Genomic DNA, 18,670 nt, shown 5'->3' with positions numbered 1-18,670 from the left:
CCTAATTAAAGTTTATCTTTGAGATAAATTCCGACTTCTCGTAAACGTAGTTCATGATCCTCGACGACGTCACCGGCACCGACGAACATCGCTTTGCGGTTGAAACTTCCCGATGAATAGGCGACTTCGACGAGCGTGCCTGTCGTGTTCGTGTCGACGTCATTCGCAAGGACGCAATCTGCTTTGTTCGATCCGTCCGCCGCGTCTTTATCGACCGGTACCGCTTTTCCTGTCGCCGTGACGATACCGAGTACCGTCCCGCGTAACAAGACACCTTGATTCAACTTGAGTTCGACACCCTTGGTTGATAACGGGTGTGTCGTGTCATAGATCAACTCATCCGAATTGGATTGATCGACCGTCTCGATTAATTTTTTCATGCTCGTTTCCCTCCTCCGAATGCCGAGACAATGTCATTGACTTGTTCGTCGTCTTTCGTTGCATGTTGATTCGATGCATCGCCGCCTGGCACCTTGTTCATGTCGGATGCATCTTTCGTTACGTTCTCCAAAAAATGGTCTTTCGCTTGTTGCGCATTGAGTGACGCGCTGTTCAAGATCTTCATTGCCGTGTCACCTGCAGTAGCGTTAGACACGAACTTCGCGTCATGAATGATTTCGTTGAAGGCTTCCGCTGAAATGTCTTGCGGTTTCTTCAAACTGTCGATGGCTTCGATACGCTTGCCCTCTGCTGTGACACCTTCCGCTCGTCCAAGTGCGATGACTTGTTCGAATAGTGCTGGGTGTTCATTTTTCAACTCTTCTAATTCCATGTTCGAATTGCCCTCCTTCTGATTCGACGGTGTCGTCGATGCTACTGGTTTATTGGTCTGTGCATCCGGTCGGAACCGGGTATCATTACGAATCTTGTCGATGAATGCTTGAGGCAACGTGATCGAGTCCGTCGAAGCGACGGCTTGAATCGGACTATCGAATAACACTTCATCGACCAGACCATTCTTTAACGCCTGTTCTGCCGTGAACCATGTCTCTTCGTCCATTAATGCCAGCAATTCCTCGTCCGTCTTGCCCGACTTCAACCGGTATGCTGCAGCAATCGTCTTGTTCGTATTCTTCAAGAATTCTGCCGTGTGCTGCATATCGCGATGGTCTCCCATTTGAATCGTCGAAGCGTTATGAATCATCATCTGCGCCGTCGGAGTGATGCGAACGACCTTACCGGCCATCGCAATGACGGATGCCGCACTAGCCGCTAGACCAACGATCGTGACTGTGACCTCCCCAGCATAGCTTTTCAAGGCATGATAGATTTCCGATGCATCAAAGACAGATCCGCCACCACTGTTAATTTCGATATCGAGTGCCTCACCGTTCGCTTGCTCAATCAAATCTGCTACCCGTTTCGGGCTCGTCGCTTCCATCTCGAAGTAATCGTAGATCCATTGACTTGACGTCGGAATGATAGGTCCTTTGATATTAATTTTCATCTTGTTCACCTCCCTTCTCGTCCTCTGTCATCACCAGTTGCCCACTGGCGTCTGTCATGAGATTGCCTTCGCGACGTAAGCGTTCCTCTGCGACCCGCAATTCATGATTACGGAACCAATCCCCGCCACCTAAAGCGACCGTTTCTTGTGTCCGTGTCGTGAAGCCATTGTTGACGCGCTTCTCAGCGGCATTCACTTCTTTCAGGGGATCGAGTTGTCCTTGCGAAGGACCATTCCATTCTGCTTGGGTATATGCTTTGCGAATCAGTGGATCCGTGAAGAATCCAGGAGCATCGATACGCCCTTTGGCGACCGCTTCGGCTAAGAACTCTTCGTAGATCGGCTGACAGAAGGAATCCGCCATCCATTGCCGGCGCATCTTGAACATCTTCCATGCCTCAAGCAATGCCCCACGCGAGGCTGAATAGGATGATGTGAAGTTCTTCATCAGGACTTCATACGGGATTTCGAGAGCCGCGCCGATTTGCCGGCACATCGCCGTGACGAACCCGTCGAAGTTGGCATTCGGTCGTCCCGGACTCGCTTCTTGGACCTTTTCTCCTTCTGCTAGGAAGTTCACTGTTCCGGTACCGAGCTCGATTTGTGTCTCATCGCTTCCAGCAAGTTCGTCTTCCGGAGCGATGCTTCCGAAATCATCGGTCTCGCTATCTCCATCCGTCGTGATGAACACCGAATAAAAGGCATTGATGACCGCTGCCATTAATTCCGCATCACTGTATCGGGCAAGTTGTTTCATCGTCTCGATGACAGGTGCTAAGACTGGAACGCCACGTCGTTGTTCCGGTCGTTCCAGCTCAATCAAATGCAAGACGTTTGCACGTCCTGTCTTCTTGCCGAACTTCTCGATGCGTGTCCACTTATTGATGGCACCTGCAATCGAATTCGGATGTCGATCCGCGATGTGATAGGCGACGACTTCACCGGTTAAATTGATTTCGACCCCATTGACGACTTTCGTGTCAGTCAAGGAGACGAACTGATTCGGATCACTGACCCGATCCGCTTCAATCAATTGGATACGTAAGTCATATGGCATGTTCTTACGTGGAATCAACGGGAGCATACAAAATGTGTCACCACTCATCATCCATGAGAGGAAGGCGAGTTGTTGCAGTTGATAAAAGTTACTCATGCGTTGTGAATCGCAATGAATCGAGTCTGCCCAAAGCGAAAACTCGCGTTCGACCTTCGTTTCCCACTTGTCCGCTTGCTCTCGGGTCATCCCGAGGAAATCAGCATCGATTTGCGCATTCAGCTTCAGTCCGGATCCGATGACGTTCGTCCGTAATGTTTTAAGTGCACCTGTCGCTAATGGTGCTCCCATGTACAAGTCGCGTGACCGTTCCCGTAAGGTGGGAATGTTACGTTCGATGTCTTCGAGTGCTGATCCGCTATTCGTCAACCAACCAATCATGCTGTTCTTTTTCCCGCTAGCGCCATGATTTCCGTAACCTTCGTTCAGAACCGCTTGCTTCTTACGCGCCAACGTTCGTTCCAGTCCAGCACGTGGATTGAAATAACTGATCATGTTGTCAATTAGGTTCACCTAACATTCCCTCCTTTCATAAGTCACGTGGAATAAACCGTTTCGCACGTCTTCGCCGGACACCTTGCATCGCACCGACCCGCTTTTCCCAGTACGCAATCTGTCCTCGGATTTCTTTGAGGTTCGCTCGCGTCAATGAACGTGATCCGATCGTATAACTCTGTCCTGTCGAGACAGCTAATTCTGCTTTGTACCACGCATCCAGATGTAACCGGGCTCGTTCTATTGGCATCAATTCTTCCACATCACGTCACTCCTCTCGTCGACTTCCGTCGTTTCTTCTTACGTTTGACCGTCCCGATGGCATATTCTTTCTCCAAGTTCGGGTTCAGGATCTCTAAGGCGGCAATATTATAGACGCGAACGTCGAGTGGTTCGTTTCGGTTTCTGACCTTACGCCATACCTTGTATGGAATCCCTTTTTCGTACCGTGTCTCGAGACGTTCCGCCGTGAGTCCTTTGAAGTATTCCGTTCCGTACCCGCGTCCTTCTGGGAAGTGACAATAGTTCGGACCCGCTTCTTCGAGTTGAAGGTTGGACATGATCCGTGCCTTCCCGTCATCGACACCGAGACTGACAAGGATAGCTTTTGACAACTTCGTGCGCGAATAACCGGCAACGAGTGGGGTGTAGTCACCCGGCTTCGCCGATTTCCCTTTGATGGCATAAATCCGACGGGTTTCACGGGCTTTCGTGAACCGATAGACCTCTTGCGTGAAGTGACCACCGGAGTCCATGCAGGTGCAGCTGATTCCGAACCGTCTACCGTCCTGTTTAGACCATGTCCGCGAAAGGTATTCATCGAGGTCGTTCCAGATCTGGGGCTGATTCAAGTCGCCATAGATGACTTGGTACTCGATGCCCCATGATTCTTTGCCACGTCCCCAACCGACGACTTCGATTTCGAACCGGTCATCCTGCGTATCGACGGCAGCCGTCAAGATACTGACGCCTTCCGGCACTTCCGCAACATACCGTTCACGTCGTCCATCCAGTCCGTCCGCATCGATTGCTTCGCCCTCTTCTTCCCATGTCTCGCCGAGCGACGTATTGACCCATACTTTCATCGCTTCCTGCCCTTTCTTCTTCGCTTCGAGGAATTCTGCGATGATTTCATGCCATTTCTTCCACGGGGAGACAAGTTCGTTCAAATGAAAACCCCGGCTACGTGCGCCAGGGTTCTCTTGCACCCACTTACCGGGTTGCGATTTCCATTCGTATTCGTTGTGGACCGCTCCACAATGTTCGCAGGCAGCCGAATGTGAATCAAAGATGATTTGTGCCCATTTTAACGGCTGATATTCTCCGCAAGACGGACATGCTAGATTCCAGCGTTCTTTCGTGCTGAGTTCGTACTCAACTTCGATCCGTGATGTTCCTTTGTTGGTCGGAGTCGAGACGAAAATCTTTTTCCGGTTATAGAAGTTGTTCGTCCGTTTCTCAGCAAGCGATAACGGATCACCCTCCGTCCCTGCCGAAACAGGAAACCGGTCAATCTCATCGGCGAGCAGGATTCGAATTGGTCGTGACGCCAGTCCACTTGGGGCATTGGCTCCGACCATTGCAACGTAACCACCCGGAAACGATTTCTGCAACGTCGTGTTCCCACTGTCTCGGCTCTTAGCGTCCGAGACTTTATTTTTAATGGCTGGTGTATCGCGAATCATCGGCGCCAGTCGTTCTTTCGAGAAACTTTGTGCGAGTGCGACTGTCGGCTGCATGATCATGATCGGTGCCGGGTCAAAGTCAATATGGTACCCGAGCGTATTCAGGATCAGTTCTGTTTTTCCGACCTGGGCACTCGACATGATGACGATCTTTTCGAGTTCCGGATCATTGACGGCATCCATGATGGCACGTTGGTACGGTGCTCGATCTGTTCGCCATTGTCCCGGCTCTGCCGAGGATTCCGATGACAACTTACGATAGGCGTCCGCCCATTCAGAAACGGTAAGATCCGGTGGAGGTGGTAGCGTGCTGCGTATGATGTCACGAAATAACGCTTCCGTATTCTTACTTCTTCGTTTGGCGGCCACGAGGCACCGACTCTCCATCCGATTCAATGTCATCTATCTTCGTTTCGATATCCTCGTCATCATCGAGGAGTAGTTTATCCTTGCTCATGTCGTAAAATGCCACCGGATCATATTCCGTCAGTTCCTCGAGCGCTTCGAATGCTGCATTCTTCAAAATCGCCTTGATCGGCGGAATTTCCGTCTTTCCGACCAATTGTGGTGCGAATTTAGACGGAATCGACAGGATTCTTGCTCGAAATGCCCCAATCATGTCGTTCATGACTCGTTTTACATCCTCTGAACGGTGTAAATCACCGCGCATGATCTGCAATTCAAGCTCCGTTTTCTGCCGTCTCGCCCGTGTCCACAACGCTTCTTCGGTCGTTTTATCCAGTTCATCGTCCTCTTGTTCCTTTGAAATACGAAATTCAATGTACGATTTGATGGAAGCTTTTAAGTCAAAACTGCCATGCGAAACGCGAACGAGAACACCTTCTTTCGCTAATTGCTGAATTCGACGCGTCGATACGTCGAGAATTTCGCTTATTTGCGCTGTCGTGACGACAGACACCTGATTGTCTGATTCCTTACGCACCAACGGTTCACCCACTCTCTAAAAATTATTTCCCAAGATTTCAAATGCGAAAGCGAAACGACCTTTTTCAGAATGAAACTAGCGCGTTTTCGGGCTCGCACGCACCCGTAACACTTTTTATACCGTCGGAGGACCCAAAGCACCCCCTTGCCGGCTAAACATGACGTTTCTTTCTGTCTATATGCTCCAAAGCAATCATGAAAGCGGTCCACGTCCGTCACGATCGCTTTGCAACATACAAAAAGACGCCCGAAGGCGTCTTCCCAGAGGTTGGAATGCATGATGCAGGGATGATCCCCTGCTAGAGGCACATGATACTGATCCGTGTATGATGGTTCGGTCGCCAGACCTGATTGAATGTGTTTGATCCATCATGCGCCATTAGCAAGGGACGAACCGGTCACGACTTGAGCGTCGAACGTGCTCGCTTCATCATGCGTCGTCGGTCTTGATGTGCTCGACCATTCTTCTTCACCACTATGAGCATCGCATGTGGATGCATCATGCGTGACTTCTTCCATGTCTGCTCCCACTTCGCGTCAACGGTACGTCGCATGGATGACGTCGTCATCACTTGCGCTCGCTTGCGTATCCCTTCTAAGATCCAGTGAAGCGCACGCTTGATACGACCCCACACTGCCTTGATTACTGCAATGCCACGTTTGAATACATTATTAATATCTGTTTGTCCCTGCATGCCTATCGCCTCCTGTTAGGTTGGTACACATAACTATCCGAGCGAGCATGTAGCAGACGAGCGGGACTGGGGTAAGACCACAGGTATGCTACACGGATGAGACGGGGACCTCTTCTCGCCAGGATAATTACAGGCACCAAAAAACGCCCTGTCCGCTTCAGGGCGTTTCGTTCAATCATTTACGGTACTAGATATCTTTGCAGAACAACGCAACCTGAGCCGCGCCCGCTTCATTCCACGTACCTAGCATAGCACCAATCCGTCAAGGAATCGTATCAACACTGTATCAAAAGAGTATTAAAGTTGTATCAATTTTTTGATACTAAACTTAAAAATATAAACTTCAATAATCCATTTTGATATAAAAATTATTTATAGACATAAATATCTCTTAATATGCTTGTACACTTCGAAAGTAATTATTAAATTCTTCAATCAATTCGTAAATAAATCATCAATTAATTGTTTGGAATACTCAGGATAACTATTTTCAATAACTTTTAATTTCTCCATATATACGGAGTCAAAAAAGATATTTCTTTTTGATTGAAAAGCAACAGCTGTATCATGATTTTTTATTAATATACTTGTGATTAAATATTCATTTGATACTTCAACTTCAGTTTTAATTACATCTATCAATTCGTTCATTCCTTTAGTGTAAGCATGATTTTTTATAAAGAAAATTGAATTAGAACTTATGGAAGAAGTGAGTGAAGAAATAGTCAATAAATCAAGAAGTATTGTCCGTTTTATCTTTTCAATAGTCTCTTTTTTTTCATCTGTCAAATTTTGATGCATTTTCAAATAATCTCTTTGTTCAGTACTTAAATCTTCTTGTCCATTTTCTTTACTTATTTGAAGAACTTTACTAATTTCTGAGTGATAGTACTCAGTAGCTACTAGTTCACTTCTTTGCTTTTCTACGAGTTCATCTATATAGCTTTTATAGTTAAGCATGACTCTCTTCAGTTCAATAAATTCTTTATGTATTCCAACGTTCTTTTCAATTTGCATATTTGTATATATTCTATTTCGCTCTAACTCATCATTCTTTTCTGCCGCCAATACAATTTGATTAGTTTGACTTTTTATTTGAAGAGATGCTGCAATCATAGCACCGATAATTCCTAAGATTGCCCCTAAATATCCTCCCCAAAAGCCCATCCATGATTCTGCTTTTTGAGATCCTATATCCATAAATGACGATTCCATCAAGTAAGATACTAATAACGGAACTGCTGGAATAAGAAGAATAAATAAAACAACCTTATATTTTTTCATACTCATCGCTCCTTTAGAGTTATTTAATTAATTTGACCTGTATATTTTTTCGAAATAAATGCTCGTTTGTTATTAAATGTTATTGTGTACCATCCATTTTTAGAGGCTTTCACATTGACAATCGTTCCAACTTTTAATATGCCAACGATTTTTCCATTTGTTGATGCTTGTGATCGGACATTTAATGAATTAGTTACTTTAACTTTGAATTCTTTGAAGACAACTACTTTTTTAGTGTAAACAGATGAGATGTATGCTGCTTTTCCTTTATGAATGATTTTATACCATCCGTCTTTTGAACTTTTTATCGTCACCTTAGTGCCTTTCTTCAAGGTTCCAACAATTTTACCTTTAACTGATGGGCCGGACCGCACATTCAACGAACTGGTCGTTTCGACTACAAAATCAGAAAATACTTGATCCACGTTCACCTTATCAATCCATCGAATTTTTCCTTTGTAAGTAAACGAATAACGATTCGACTTTAGTGATTGAACTTCAATTTTTGTTTTAGCTGGTAACTCAACGATTTTCTTACTTCCTTTTGCACTTCCATCCCAAATAATTGCTTTTATATTCGTAATTCCTTTGAATGGTTTAAACGATTCAACGGTTTTTTTCGAATCATTTACTGTATGGATTGTAAGATAAGCGGATACATACTTTGTACTTTGTGCTAATGTAATTTCTTTAACTTGTCCATCTTTTACTTGACCAGTGTATGCTCCTGTCACACGAAAAACTTTAGCTGATGGAGAGTAATAGCCGTAAATTTCCTCTTTGCATTCCCCAGAAGCATTTGCAAAGTTATCATTAATATTTTTGCTCGCATTAATCGTCATACTACAATTAGTTACATAGTCATTCGTGTTCAATGCCGATACTGATTTCAACGGAAAAATTGATGATACTGTAAGTATTGCTAAACCAAACTTTAACATTCTGAGTTTCATCGTTTCTTTAATTAACTTTTTAATCATGATTGCCTCCTGTACACCTTTTAGTTATTTTCCAACATCAACCTAATTATTATCGGTATAATTCTAAAAATTGTTAAATATCTTTAAGATATTCTTATTTGATATTTGTATTTCCTTTTATAAAAGTAGGTAGAACTATTTTAATCCTGGTTAATACAAAAAAAACCTACTCAAATCCTAAGCAGGTTTTTAATAATCCTATATATCGACAGCCTAGGTGACGCGATTCTCTTTCGCGCCACCTTTTTCGTAGTAGATCCCCCCATCTTCAGTAACCAAACAAAATGCGTTCCAAGTTTGTCTCTGTCTTGGCATCGACTGCAGCACGACTGAATCGTTTCAACTCATCGTTATTCCGAATATGATAATCGCGTAGCTTTTTATACTATATGTACGACGTGCTAGAACGTAATAACCGATTCTAAAGGATTTATTTCCCTTTCAGTAGCAGTAGGATACATCAACGCTAATGAAAGGGTGTGATTTTATGCGAGAAAACAAGAAGAATCTCGGTGAAATCGTTGGTAAGGCTGTGTTTGTAACAGTGACATTTTTATGCCACCTGTTCGGCATGGTTTATTACATGACGCATTTACTCGGATAACAGCAAAAAGGGGCTATATGCCCCTTACATAAATAGATATAGGCTATTATCACAACTCAAACAATGTTAGAGTGTTTGTAGGAAAATAATAGGAGGTAATGATTGATGAAAAAAAGATACTGGGTCTTGCTAGCTGTATTTCTTTTTGTAGTAGCTTCACTTATTTTTGGTGAAGATGAAACTGCTAAAACAAAAGAAACTGCTAAAGAAACCGTAAAAACTACGGAAACTAAAAAAGCGGAAGAAAAAGATGCACCGAAAAAAGAAGCTAATAAAGAAAAAGTAAAGAAAGTAGAGAAAGTAGAGAAAAAAGAGACTACTAAAAAAGAGGCTTCAAGTACAAAGACGTCATTAGGTAATATCCAAATACGTCCGCTAATGAATGGAACAAGAACAGAACGGATTGGTGAATATGCCCTTATCAATTCAGATAAGAGTTTTGCAACTAAAGAAAACTTACTTAAGTTTTTTAAAGAGGATGTTTCAAAAGTAGAAGATGCTAATTTCTTAGTAGTTGATCTAAACGACGGCACTGGTTTGCATGTTGTGGGTGGTATGCCTTTAGTTACATACGGACAGTTCGATAAAGAAGATCACAATGTATCTCAACAGTGGGAATCAATCATCGTAGATGTAGGTGCTGGAACAGTAAAAGGAACTATGCATGAAGGTGTGCCTGCAAACAAAGCACTGATAACCAAATAAAGAACAACACTATTACACCCCCTAACATAGTAGTTAAGGGGTGTTGTCGTACTCTAATAATAAGATGTGCTTTATAAATATAGCGTGGTACCAGATCGGTCCGCCACTTCCAAGCACCCTTCAATTCGTTGATGCATTCCGCTGCTTCGACACGGTATGCCGTCATCCATTCTCAAATCAGTAATTCCGTCAATGCGTATTAATCCAATACATGCTGATCAAACTTCGATTGCTTCTCTGACCCACGTAGCGACTGTCAGTATCATGATTGTTTCCCCCGCTTCTTTTTCCGGACTGCTGGTGTATCTAGTTCGTGAAACTTAAACCAATTATTCACAGTCGTCGGATGGCTTCGGTATCGCTTAGCGATGGCCGCGACTGACATTCCCTTTTTCTCAACCAGTTGATCGAGTACATCTCGAGGTGGTACTGGCATCTTTTGATTGCTCGTGTTCTTCACCACTTCTTTTTTCTTCGGACGCCATGTCTCAAGCGTCGTCTTTCGTGGTCGTTCCCGGATCGAAATTGGAACGGCAGATGATTCCTCATATCCTGGACACGGTACCCATTCACCGTCGATGTAGTACGCCATACCGTAGGGATGATGGAAATACCGTTTCATCTCTTCTGGTGCAGCGGGTTCTGTCCGCTTGTCTAACCGTTGAATCGCTGTATTGTGCGACATGTGATCAATCAGTCGAGTATGACCCATCGCTTGAATCCCCCTGTGAATGGTTAGTGGTGTAATCCTCCGTCTGGATTGGAGGACAGTAGAGTGTTTCTCTCGTGGATGTCGTGCGTGTTTTAATCGGTGGTTGTGCCCGGAACGTCTGCTTGATTTCCGTCCGCTTCGCTTCCGTCTCTTCGCGGAGTCGTGTGAACGTCTCTTCGAACACGCGGTCGTTTGCTGTGTTCTTCTTCGCTCTCCGCTGTTTCTTCTCTTCGATCAGTCCTTTGATCAAACCAATCAGGAGTAAGCCAAATAGGAAGACGAGTGTGATGATGAGTAGCCATTGCGATAACATGATTCAATCCCACTTTCTGAACGTTGTAATGAAGAACAGCCAGGACGTTCGCCTGGCATGTTCGGCTGGTAGATGATTTAGGCGATGATCGTGAGCTTATCCGCTTCGTTGTATTCGGATAGGGCTTCCATCAAGTAATCTTCGATGTTCCGGATGGCTTCGTTCTTCCATGCACCACCATCTGCTTCGAATAAAGCGACTCGTGGACCGTTCTGCATTCGAAGGACGAACTTACTTTCCGGCTGATCCACCTCGATGAACGTCCGGTATGGTGCAAGCGTCACGGGATTGACGACCTTGACGTCAGCAACCGTCGCGACGCCTGTTTTCATCGTGACCGCTTGCGAAATGCCGTCGTCTCCTGCTGTCCGGACATTGTCCTCTTTGATATTACCGACGATTTTCAGGATCAGTGCTTGATCCTTGTTCGGCACGAAGATGGACTGTAGCTTGATGTTGATGTCTTCTGCGTCATAGTACGAGTCGAAACGGAACGATGGGATATAAGCGTCAGCCTGAATGAAGTGGTTTCGATTTTGATCACTGTTCAGTTTGCTCATGACGACGACCGTCTCTGGACTCTTGATATGGATAAGCAACGGTTCGTTCGTATCGAATTCGCTTTGGATGTACTCGACGAGTGCCGTCAGTGTATGAACTTTCAACGCACTTGCTGTCGGTGCTGTGATGGCGTGGAGGTCACGGTCGGAAACCGTGCGACCGTGTACCAGTGTAGTTTGGAATTGACCGTGATCCTTGATCCAGTTGAAAGCGTCTTTGAGTAATGACATGTGTGTATCTCCCTTTGTGTTGGATTTGGTTGATTGATGTATCGGGTGAATCCGTCGTTCGAATCGTGAGTGCAGGCATTACTGCTGTGCGGATGATGGTGTGCGTAAGTCGATGACGTTCCCGTTTTGAATCAGCTTGACATCTGTTAGTTCATGTACCTGTTCGACCATATCGATCGGTGTTCCGACATCATTGACGATTTCACCGTCTGGCGAGATCATCATCTGTCCAGGTGAACCCGACTTGAGTTCTTGACCAACGACCTGACCTGCAGCATTCGTATCGATGATGATCTTCGAACCGACCGACCGTGCTGGTGTCAACGTCGTCTTGACTTCGATGTCGACCATCGCGAGGTCGCGTTCTTCATCTGCCGATAAGACCATCGTGATGACGACTTTGCGTTTCTTCGTCGGATCCGTGTTCTGGTCCGCAATGTTCGCGTAGACCTCGTTCATAGCGATGTTGACACGTTCAGCGAGTGCGCCGTTCGCGAACTCATTCAGGTTGATTTTAGGTTGTGACATGGTGATTACCTCCGATTAGTTTGATTGGTTGTGGATGATGTCATGGATCAGGAGTCGTCCGATCTGCGTCCATTTCATCGTGACGGTCGCATCCAGTTGCCCGTTCGCATGCATGAAAGGAAACTCATTGATCGTGACGAGTCCGCGTTGTTGATGCGCGGTACACAGTTCCCAGTTCCGATTGACCTTGCGCTGGATGCCGGCTGTCTCGAGTAGCTGGTTCAGCTTTCGAGCAGTCATCCCGTATTCCCGGGCGACGGCTGTCGTCGTCATCATCTTTCCGCTCGACATGATGTGTTCGAGTTGTAGGTCCTTTGGCATCTTCATGAGCGGCACCCTTCCTTTTTGGGTTGAAAGTACGGTAGTCGAAATATTAGATTGGCGTGTTCAGTGTCGTCGGTGGACTCGGTTGCGTGTTGACCTTGATCCAGTGCTGCCACGTGCCGGTCTTATGCAACTTGTGGCTCATGGAGCGGACGCTGGCGTGGGAGCGATCGTATCGCGCTGCATGGTCGAACAATGCTCCGCCGGCTGCCTTCCCTGACTTGATGAGATGTGAGAGAGCGACCAGTTCGACGACCGTCCATGCCTTGTATCGCCCCTGTTTCATGCGCTCACCTCTTCGCCGCTTGAGATTTGACGTAAGGTAGTGACCAACTGCAGCGTGAATGTCCGATCCTTGTTGAATCGAATGCCGTGCATGTCGTTCAGGAGTTGTTCGAGTCGTTGGATCGCGGATTCGAACTGCTGCATATACTCGCTCTCCGTCCGTTCCGTTTCTAGTGCCCGGTCGAGTAACGCCATCGCTTCGACGAGGATCGTGCGTTGTCCGACCGTACCGCTTACCCCGAGTTCTAGATACGTGTCCTCGACGTATAACCGCCCCCGTCGAAGACTCTTTTCTGCTGTGATCATGTGTGTCTCCCCGTTTCATGATGAATTTGTTCATTTCCGCCGTTCTGCTGACTGACTCGTGTTCACTCGACTGTGCCTGTCGATTCTCGCGTCTCGAACGTCTGTTCCTGCTCGATGCGGAGGTCGATGATGGCTAAGTAGTCTAGAAGGACCTGACGACCTTGCAGGACACGTTTCGTGTGATTTTTGAACCACTCGTAGGGAATCGACTTCCGTTCGGTCTGATTCGCCCAGTCCAAGGCGTCATTGGCAGGCAGGTATTATGTCTCGTTGAGTGTCTCGAAGTGGATCAACAGGAAGCTGATGCCACCGTAGTCCTGCACCCGGCGCAGTTCGTCGAATTGATGGACCTCGACGTTTGCGAGTGGGAACGAGGTCTTACTTTGCGTCGACTTCGCATCGAAGCTGATGAAGCGGTTGGCGTACAGTCCGATATAATCGAGTCCGCCGGATCGCTCGAACCAGTATTTCCGTACCTGCCCTTTAGGACCGAGTAGGAGTTTCACTTCTGGGAACGTCTTGCGGAAGTGCGCTCGTTTTTGTAAGGCATACGTCCGGATCGTGTTGTCGAGCATCGTCTCGAAGCGCTTGCCGCGGTTCTTGTAGTTCACGTGTGTCAGATACATGCATTCCTTCCTGTGGGTAGAGATATGAGAGATCAGCTAAGTCCTTGGCACGCTCATTCGATTCACCGAGGACGACTTTACGCCAGAGATATATTTCGATGTCAATGATCATGAGCGTCGTTCCAAAGGTTGAACCGATCCGCAATGATGCCAAGTAATTTATCCTTCGCCTTGTAGTAAGCGTTCCGGTTGCCGTAGCAGAGACTCGACATGACGACGAGATCCGTATGCCGGAGACGTGGTCGGTACCGCAAGTCCCAGATGTCGATCAGTTCCGGTGCGATCTCCTCGAGTTCCGTCCGGATCCCGACGAGCAAGCGATACTCGGCTTCTGCTAAGCGGATTTGATCGAGCACCATGACCGCCTTCTCGACGTTCGATGTGGGTCGACTGTTGCGCTGGACTTCACTGGCTTGGTAGCCTGCCGTGATCGATGTTTCTGACTGCAGCTGCAAGGATGAGATGCGTGCCGGGAGCGAGAAGTAATGTCTTAACTTCGTTTCAGCCGCAGCCCGTTGCACTTTGGTGAGTTTATGCGTGACTAGTGGTTCCATTCTGCGCTCCTTCTTGCTGATGCCCAGCAGTGGTGTAGTTAACGGCCGTCATCGACTTTCATGTGTGACCGAAGTGATGCATGCGCCGAGTCCTGAAGCAAACCCTCCGCCCGGAGTTGTAGAATGATGTCGTGTGTTTCGAGCAGCATGCCGTCGTAGGTCCATCCCGTAAGATCGGACAGAATCGAGTAGGCGGCGCTGATCGGTTTCACATCTTCCTCGACATGAGTGATCTGTCCGGCTCGTGTCGTGAAGCGGCGAATCTGATCCGAGATCAGGACGAGTGTTTCTTGCTCCTGTTCTCGCCGTTTGAACACGTAGGTCTTGCTATGCGAAGGTGATGCATTCGACGGTTGAGTCTGTCCCGTGCTATTCATGTCGTGCCTCCCCAGTTCGTTTGACTTCGTTACCGCGTATTCGTTTAGCAGATCATCACTGCTCCATCCCTTTCAAATCTTGCAAGATCGCGTTGAGCTCGTCGTCGTCCGGTACCGTGGCTGCGGCTTCCGCTTTTTGCTTCGCCTCGTACTCTTGCTGTTTCTTCTTCTCGCCTTCGAGCCAAGCTGGTGCTTTCATGCCGGATGAGGCGCCCTGTCTTTTACTGCCACTCCCACGAGTCCTTTGCCGTTCCCTAAACGCATTTGCCTGATGACGGGCTTGTTCGACCGTCTTGACCCCTTCTTGCTCCCAAGTCGTGAGGATGCCGGAGATGTACGAGTACTTCTGGACGTTCGAAAGGGTCGCCGTCTCGATGGCGAACTGGACCAACTCGGTGCCGTAGCTCTCGACATCATCCAGGATCTTCTCGATCGTGAACGGTGGAGCGAGTGGTTCGATGTTTTGCTTGTAGAACTCAATCAGTTCCGTCGTTGCGTCCTGCTTCGCGCCCGCGTCTACTACTACTTCTTTTTTTAGTTCTTTTGGTTCTTTAGTACCTTTATTACTTAGTAGTGGCGGGTTTTCCAGATCTGGTTTATCCACTTCTGGTTTTTCCAGTTCTGGTTTTCCCGATTCTGGTTTTCCCGATTCTGGTTTTCCCGATTCTGGTGGAACCACTTTCGGGTTTTCCGATTCTGGTACATCAGGTTTCTGCTGTTCAGGTGGATCGTTCGCTTCAGGTTCGTTCGCAGGTTCAGTGTCGAACGTTGGAAGCTCGTAGACGACGAACTCCCATGATTTGAACTTGCCCTTCTCTCGAATAGCGACCCGTTTGATGTATCCCGCCTCGGTCAATTCCTTGATGGCCGATCGTGTACTTTCCTTCCCATCCTTGGAACGTTTGACGAGATCCGTTTCTTGAACTCTCCAATCATCTGGTAAGGACATCAGGTAGCTATGCAACCCTTTCGCCTTCCAGCTGAGCTCCCTGTTGTTCAAGAGCGTCTTGTCGATGACGACATAGTTGTCTTTTTTCTGTATTCGCATGATGGACATGTATTTCACCCCAGTCTTTCAAAAATCAGTTGTTCGGTACGATGATGTGTTCCACGCGACGGACGAGTGGTGGATCCAGTCGGTCCGTCTTCGGAATCTGATGTATGATCTTGATGTGCGTCGATGACTGTTCGATTCGTCTCAGGTCGTGCCGAATCACGTCCAGCATCGCCTGATAGGGCGAGTATTCACCTCCAGGTCGTCGAGACGCTTCTGAATCACAGTCGATGTGTTATCGATGATGTTCAGTTCTTGCTGCACTGCCTGTACCGGTTCGTTTTCCTTCCGGAGGGACAGCATCTGTTTCAGCTGGATCAGTCGTTCTTTCGTGCGCATGGTCTTCCTCCTTCGTCGAAGGCGTGATACACTTAAATTCCTACGTCTAAGTGTGTCATCGCTCTTTTGAGTGATGGCATTTTTTCATTTGCTGCCGTTTGTCGTAAGCACGTTCTGTTTTGTGTTCGAACCACATCAGCGGAGTCAAGAACACGACGCCGATCACCCAAGCGACTGAAAGCATGTACGTCAGTTCCGGTGACATTTCCTCACCCCCTTTCCCGTCTATTCTTCCGTTCGTCCCACCACCAGCCACTAAATGCGATAGTGCATGCAAAACACGCCACACCGTAGATCAGGTACGCATTCATTTCAGCAGGAACGGATCCATTCGTAAGACATGCATCTGGTGCGTACCCGGCATGATGTGTAGCACGTGCTTCTTATTGACGGCGTCGATAATGAAGACGGGATCTTCTTCAATCATCCGTTCAAAGTAGACCATCGCATCCGGTTCAGCTTCTCCGACCATCTCACGTGTCACATCAGCAAGAATGCTTGATACAGCGTCCTCAACGTTGATTAGTGGTTGCAATGTCGGGTTTTCGTGGAATCGATCCACGAGCGTGTTCGCTAACGTGTCTAAATTCTTATAGAGTGCCATCTGACTCATCCTTTCGCGTACCTGTTCATTTCCAGACTTCGCCTCGACCCCAAGCATCCAGGTCGACCGTGTTGTACAGTTTCAGCTTCGAATTGCGTGGCGTGTGAAACGGAATGCCATCTCGAAGCGTATATTTATCAAGCGTCACTGCATCGATGCCGAGGTAAGATGCTGCAATCGGTCGTTGCAACCAACGGGCTTGCTGATCGGTCATTTTTTGAATGGCACGATTGGCACTTTCCTCGAGCAATTCTTCGAGTTGCGTTTTTGAGAGTGTGACGATTTCAATCGGGTTCATGTCGAGCCTCCTTTCAGACGAGCGACGGACGCCATGACTTGACGTAAGCAAGTGCCTCTTCGAACTGGCTTTGCTTGATATCCCGGTAAGACGCGACAGCGAACGCACGCTTGATGTCACTTCCGAAGCGACCGTATACTTTCGCTTTCGAAGGGTAGAGTTCGGAGTTCGTTTGCGAGATTTCATCCCACAGGGCTTCCGCACGTGATTTCTTCGCACTCTCGATAGCAAGTTGTTGACCGTAGTCCAGTGTCATGCGTTGATCAATCTTATCGTTGAGTGTCGTAATGGCAGCCTCTGTCTCGCCTTGTTTCTCGAGTAGCTGGGCGGTTGCGGTGAACAATTCAGCAAATGGAATACCTTTTGGCACTTCATATGATCCAGTGCTGCGGATAGACGGAAGAACATCTTCCATGATCCAGTTTTCAAATGCCTGTGCTGCAGGAAGCTTCGAGTTAGTAACAAGTCGATAAACGTCTGGTTCACGAATGACCATCATTTCCTGCGTGCCGCCGTTAGTAAGGACGGGATGCTTCATCCCACCCTTGCAGTGCCGATTGACCGCTTTATGGGGTTCTTTGTATCCAAGTGCTTTTGCGACATCTGAAGCAACAAACAATGGTGTTTGTCTGTCACCAATCATGCGAATAGAGTTTCCTTCAAAAATCTTAGTTAATTGATTCATTTCGTTCCTCCTGTTTTAGGGTATAAATTAATAAAATCAGTCTTTAGTTGCTTTTACGCAACCTTTATTTAAAAAAATTTGTTGTTCTACGTCTTTCTCCATTCCAAGCAAGCTAATCACTCTAAAAATCTCCGAAGCTGTAAATTCAGTCTTACCAGACTCTTTTCTGTAATACGTTGATGTATCAACATCTAGTTGCTGAGCCACTTCGCGTCGAGTAAGCTTACTCTTTTTTCTTCTAAATTCTATAAGTGCAAGAAAGGCATCATTCACTTTTCCCCCTCCTTTCAGTTGCGTATTTGCTACCCTTAAACCAAATATACAGTAACAGTTGCTTAAACGCAACGTTTATTTTCAAAAGTTTCCAGTTATTCTATTGCATATATGCAACAAAAGTTGCCATGTCGGTTATACTATTTATAGAGGTGTACTATTTAATTTAAAAGATGGTGGTGAGGATTAAATGAAGAGTTCTTCTATAACATTTACAGATAGATTTGAAGAAGAAGTTAAAAGAAGCGGTATGTCAAAGGCAGCTATCGCTGAGAAAATTGGAGTTAGTAAATCTACGATATCAAGATATGCCGACGGCACGATGGGACCAAATGCATCATCAATAGCAAAACTTTCCTTATTATTTGGGTGTAGTTCAGATTATCTACTTGGTTTGACCTCGGAGCGTAACAATTCATCAGTTCCGTCAATTGGAGAATCTAATATTTATTATGAAGCAGATGAAAACATAAAAAAGTTGTTAAAGTTAACAGAAGAAGAGCTAGAAAGCCTCTCTAGAAAACAAATAGAAGAAATATATGCGTTTATTGAATTTCAAATTGAAAGAAGTAAAAAAGGCGACTGACAGGATCAGACGCCTTTTGTATGTTCAATTTTTATGTTTTCCCACTTCCCTCGATCGAATACTTCTTCAAGCGTAAAGTCCATTCGAATAGTTCGTCCATCTTTTTCCACAGTCACTTGTC

At 46.5% G+C, this 18,670-nt stretch carries 30 protein-coding genes; 2 read left to right on the top strand and 28 right to left on the bottom strand.

Annotated features, from left to right (window positions below; all coding sequences use genetic code 11):
* Window positions 1-5: 5 nt before the first annotated feature.
* The 9 genes from HZS85_RS10445 to HZS85_RS10405 form a co-directional block, all read right to left on the bottom strand.
* Window positions 6-380, bottom strand: coding sequence for a head decoration protein (locus tag HZS85_RS10445; protein WP_214855689.1), 375 nt, complete (start codon window positions 378-380; stop codon window positions 6-8).
* Window positions 377-1,447, bottom strand: coding sequence for a head maturation protease, ClpP-related (locus tag HZS85_RS10440; RefSeq protein ID WP_251137926.1), 1,071 nt, complete (start codon window positions 1,445-1,447; stop codon window positions 377-379). The genes HZS85_RS10445 and HZS85_RS10440 overlap by 4 nt, the downstream gene beginning before the upstream one ends.
* Entirely contained in the window at window positions 1,437-3,014 is a 1,578-nt protein-coding gene (locus HZS85_RS10435; protein WP_214855686.1) for a phage portal protein, read from the bottom strand. The genes HZS85_RS10440 and HZS85_RS10435 overlap by 11 nt, the downstream gene beginning before the upstream one ends.
* 16 nt (window positions 3,015-3,030) lie before the next feature.
* Window positions 3,031-3,258, bottom strand: a complete 228-nt coding sequence (locus HZS85_RS10430) for a DUF6148 family protein (RefSeq protein WP_214855684.1) — start codon at window positions 3,256-3,258, stop codon at window positions 3,031-3,033.
* A 1-nt stretch (window position 3,259) separates the two neighbouring features.
* Entirely contained in the window at window positions 3,260-5,050 is a 1,791-nt protein-coding gene (locus HZS85_RS10425; RefSeq protein ID WP_214855682.1) for a phage terminase large subunit family protein, read from the bottom strand.
* Window positions 5,028-5,624: a hypothetical protein gene (locus tag HZS85_RS10420; RefSeq protein WP_214855679.1), complete on the bottom strand. Its 597-nt coding sequence runs from the start codon at window positions 5,622-5,624 to the stop codon at window positions 5,028-5,030. The genes HZS85_RS10425 and HZS85_RS10420 overlap by 23 nt, the downstream gene beginning before the upstream one ends.
* 400 nt (window positions 5,625-6,024) lie before the next feature.
* Window positions 6,025-6,321 (bottom strand): hypothetical protein, encoded by a 297-nt coding sequence (locus tag HZS85_RS10415; protein WP_214855677.1) that lies wholly within the window; start codon window positions 6,319-6,321, stop codon window positions 6,025-6,027.
* Window positions 6,322-6,756: 435 nt separating this feature from the next.
* Window positions 6,757-7,605 carry a hypothetical protein gene (locus HZS85_RS10410; RefSeq protein ID WP_214855673.1) on the bottom strand — a complete coding sequence of 283 codons (849 nt, stop codon included), beginning with the start codon at window positions 7,603-7,605 and terminating at the stop codon, window positions 6,757-6,759.
* 23 nt (window positions 7,606-7,628) lie between these two features.
* Complete coding sequence (locus tag HZS85_RS10405) at window positions 7,629-8,585, bottom strand: SH3 domain-containing protein (RefSeq protein WP_214855670.1); 957 nt, start codon at window positions 8,583-8,585, stop codon at window positions 7,629-7,631.
* A gap of 709 nt (window positions 8,586-9,294) precedes the next feature.
* On the opposite strand from HZS85_RS10405, the gene HZS85_RS10400 reads away from it, so the two are divergent.
* Window positions 9,295-9,894: a hypothetical protein gene (locus HZS85_RS10400; RefSeq protein WP_214855667.1), complete on the top strand. Its 600-nt coding sequence runs from the start codon at window positions 9,295-9,297 to the stop codon at window positions 9,892-9,894.
* Window positions 9,895-10,156: 262 nt separating this feature from the next.
* On the opposite strand, the gene HZS85_RS10395 is transcribed toward HZS85_RS10400, so the two are convergent.
* The 19 genes from HZS85_RS10395 to HZS85_RS10310 form a co-directional block, all read right to left on the bottom strand.
* Window positions 10,157-10,606, bottom strand: a complete 450-nt coding sequence (locus tag HZS85_RS10395; RefSeq protein ID WP_214855664.1) for a hypothetical protein — start codon at window positions 10,604-10,606, stop codon at window positions 10,157-10,159.
* A complete protein-coding gene (locus tag HZS85_RS10390) occupies window positions 10,584-10,919 on the bottom strand; it encodes a hypothetical protein (protein WP_214855661.1) in 336 nt (111 codons plus the stop codon). The genes HZS85_RS10395 and HZS85_RS10390 overlap by 23 nt, the downstream gene beginning before the upstream one ends.
* 77 nt (window positions 10,920-10,996) lie before the next feature.
* Complete coding sequence (locus HZS85_RS10385) at window positions 10,997-11,710, bottom strand: hypothetical protein (RefSeq protein WP_251137924.1); 714 nt, start codon at window positions 11,708-11,710, stop codon at window positions 10,997-10,999.
* Between the two features lie 78 nt (window positions 11,711-11,788).
* Window positions 11,789-12,238, bottom strand: coding sequence for a replication terminator protein (locus HZS85_RS10380; RefSeq protein ID WP_214855658.1), 450 nt, complete (start codon window positions 12,236-12,238; stop codon window positions 11,789-11,791).
* Between the two features lie 15 nt (window positions 12,239-12,253).
* Window positions 12,254-12,565: a phage antirepressor KilAC domain-containing protein gene (locus HZS85_RS10375; protein ID WP_214855655.1), complete on the bottom strand. Its 312-nt coding sequence runs from the start codon at window positions 12,563-12,565 to the stop codon at window positions 12,254-12,256.
* 46 nt (window positions 12,566-12,611) lie between these two features.
* Entirely contained in the window at window positions 12,612-12,848 is a 237-nt protein-coding gene (locus HZS85_RS10370) for a hypothetical protein (protein WP_214855652.1), read from the bottom strand.
* A complete protein-coding gene (locus HZS85_RS10365; protein ID WP_214855649.1) occupies window positions 12,845-13,153 on the bottom strand; it encodes a hypothetical protein in 309 nt (102 codons plus the stop codon). Before HZS85_RS10365 ends, HZS85_RS10370 begins: the two co-directional genes overlap by 4 nt.
* A 62-nt stretch (window positions 13,154-13,215) precedes the next feature.
* Window positions 13,216-13,392 carry a PDDEXK family nuclease gene (locus HZS85_RS10360; protein ID WP_214855646.1) on the bottom strand — a complete coding sequence of 59 codons (177 nt, stop codon included), beginning with the start codon at window positions 13,390-13,392 and terminating at the stop codon, window positions 13,216-13,218.
* 21 nt (window positions 13,393-13,413) lie between these two features.
* Complete coding sequence (locus HZS85_RS10355; RefSeq protein WP_214855643.1) at window positions 13,414-13,779, bottom strand: Holliday junction resolvase RecU; 366 nt, start codon at window positions 13,777-13,779, stop codon at window positions 13,414-13,416.
* A gap of 101 nt (window positions 13,780-13,880) precedes the next feature.
* On the bottom strand, window positions 13,881-14,333 hold the full coding sequence (locus HZS85_RS10350; protein ID WP_214855640.1) for a hypothetical protein: 453 nt from the start codon (window positions 14,331-14,333) through the stop codon (window positions 13,881-13,883).
* A 38-nt stretch (window positions 14,334-14,371) separates the two neighbouring features.
* Window positions 14,372-14,710, bottom strand: coding sequence for a hypothetical protein (locus HZS85_RS10345; protein ID WP_214855637.1), 339 nt, complete (start codon window positions 14,708-14,710; stop codon window positions 14,372-14,374).
* 55 nt (window positions 14,711-14,765) lie between these two features.
* On the bottom strand, window positions 14,766-15,767 hold the full coding sequence (locus HZS85_RS16890) for a DnaD domain protein (protein ID WP_214855635.1): 1,002 nt from the start codon (window positions 15,765-15,767) through the stop codon (window positions 14,766-14,768).
* A 25-nt stretch (window positions 15,768-15,792) separates the two neighbouring features.
* Window positions 15,793-15,927, bottom strand: a complete 135-nt coding sequence (locus HZS85_RS16885; protein WP_285801413.1) for a hypothetical protein — start codon at window positions 15,925-15,927, stop codon at window positions 15,793-15,795.
* Window positions 15,924-16,103, bottom strand: a complete 180-nt coding sequence (locus HZS85_RS10335; RefSeq protein WP_214855633.1) for a hypothetical protein — start codon at window positions 16,101-16,103, stop codon at window positions 15,924-15,926. Before HZS85_RS10335 ends, HZS85_RS16885 begins: the two co-directional genes overlap by 4 nt.
* Window positions 16,104-16,158: 55 nt before the next feature.
* Window positions 16,159-16,308: a hypothetical protein gene (locus tag HZS85_RS10330; protein WP_214855631.1), complete on the bottom strand. Its 150-nt coding sequence runs from the start codon at window positions 16,306-16,308 to the stop codon at window positions 16,159-16,161.
* Between the two features lie 102 nt (window positions 16,309-16,410).
* A complete protein-coding gene (locus tag HZS85_RS10325; protein ID WP_214855629.1) occupies window positions 16,411-16,707 on the bottom strand; it encodes a hypothetical protein in 297 nt (98 codons plus the stop codon).
* Window positions 16,708-16,732: 25 nt separating this feature from the next.
* The gene (locus HZS85_RS10320; RefSeq protein WP_214855627.1) at window positions 16,733-17,005 is read right to left on the bottom strand and encodes a hypothetical protein; all 273 of its coding nucleotides are present in this window, start codon (window positions 17,003-17,005) and stop codon (window positions 16,733-16,735) included.
* Window positions 17,006-17,018: 13 nt separating this feature from the next.
* Window positions 17,019-17,690, bottom strand: coding sequence for a BRO family protein (locus tag HZS85_RS10315; protein WP_214855624.1), 672 nt, complete (start codon window positions 17,688-17,690; stop codon window positions 17,019-17,021).
* A 36-nt stretch (window positions 17,691-17,726) separates the two neighbouring features.
* Window positions 17,727-17,963, bottom strand: coding sequence for a helix-turn-helix transcriptional regulator (locus HZS85_RS10310; protein WP_214855621.1), 237 nt, complete (start codon window positions 17,961-17,963; stop codon window positions 17,727-17,729).
* A 190-nt stretch (window positions 17,964-18,153) separates the two neighbouring features.
* Here HZS85_RS10310 and HZS85_RS10305 point away from each other — a divergent pair, with 190 nt between their 5' ends.
* Entirely contained in the window at window positions 18,154-18,549 is a 396-nt protein-coding gene (locus HZS85_RS10305) for a helix-turn-helix domain-containing protein (protein ID WP_214855618.1), read from the top strand.
* Window positions 18,550-18,670: the final 121 nt, after the last annotated feature.

This window comes from Exiguobacterium sp. s130 (assembly GCF_018619055.1).
Taxonomy (GTDB): domain Bacteria; phylum Bacillota; class Bacilli; order Exiguobacteriales; family Exiguobacteriaceae; genus Exiguobacterium_A.
Note: the sequence above shows the minus strand (reverse complement) of the source record. Positions and strands in the feature narration are given on the sequence as shown.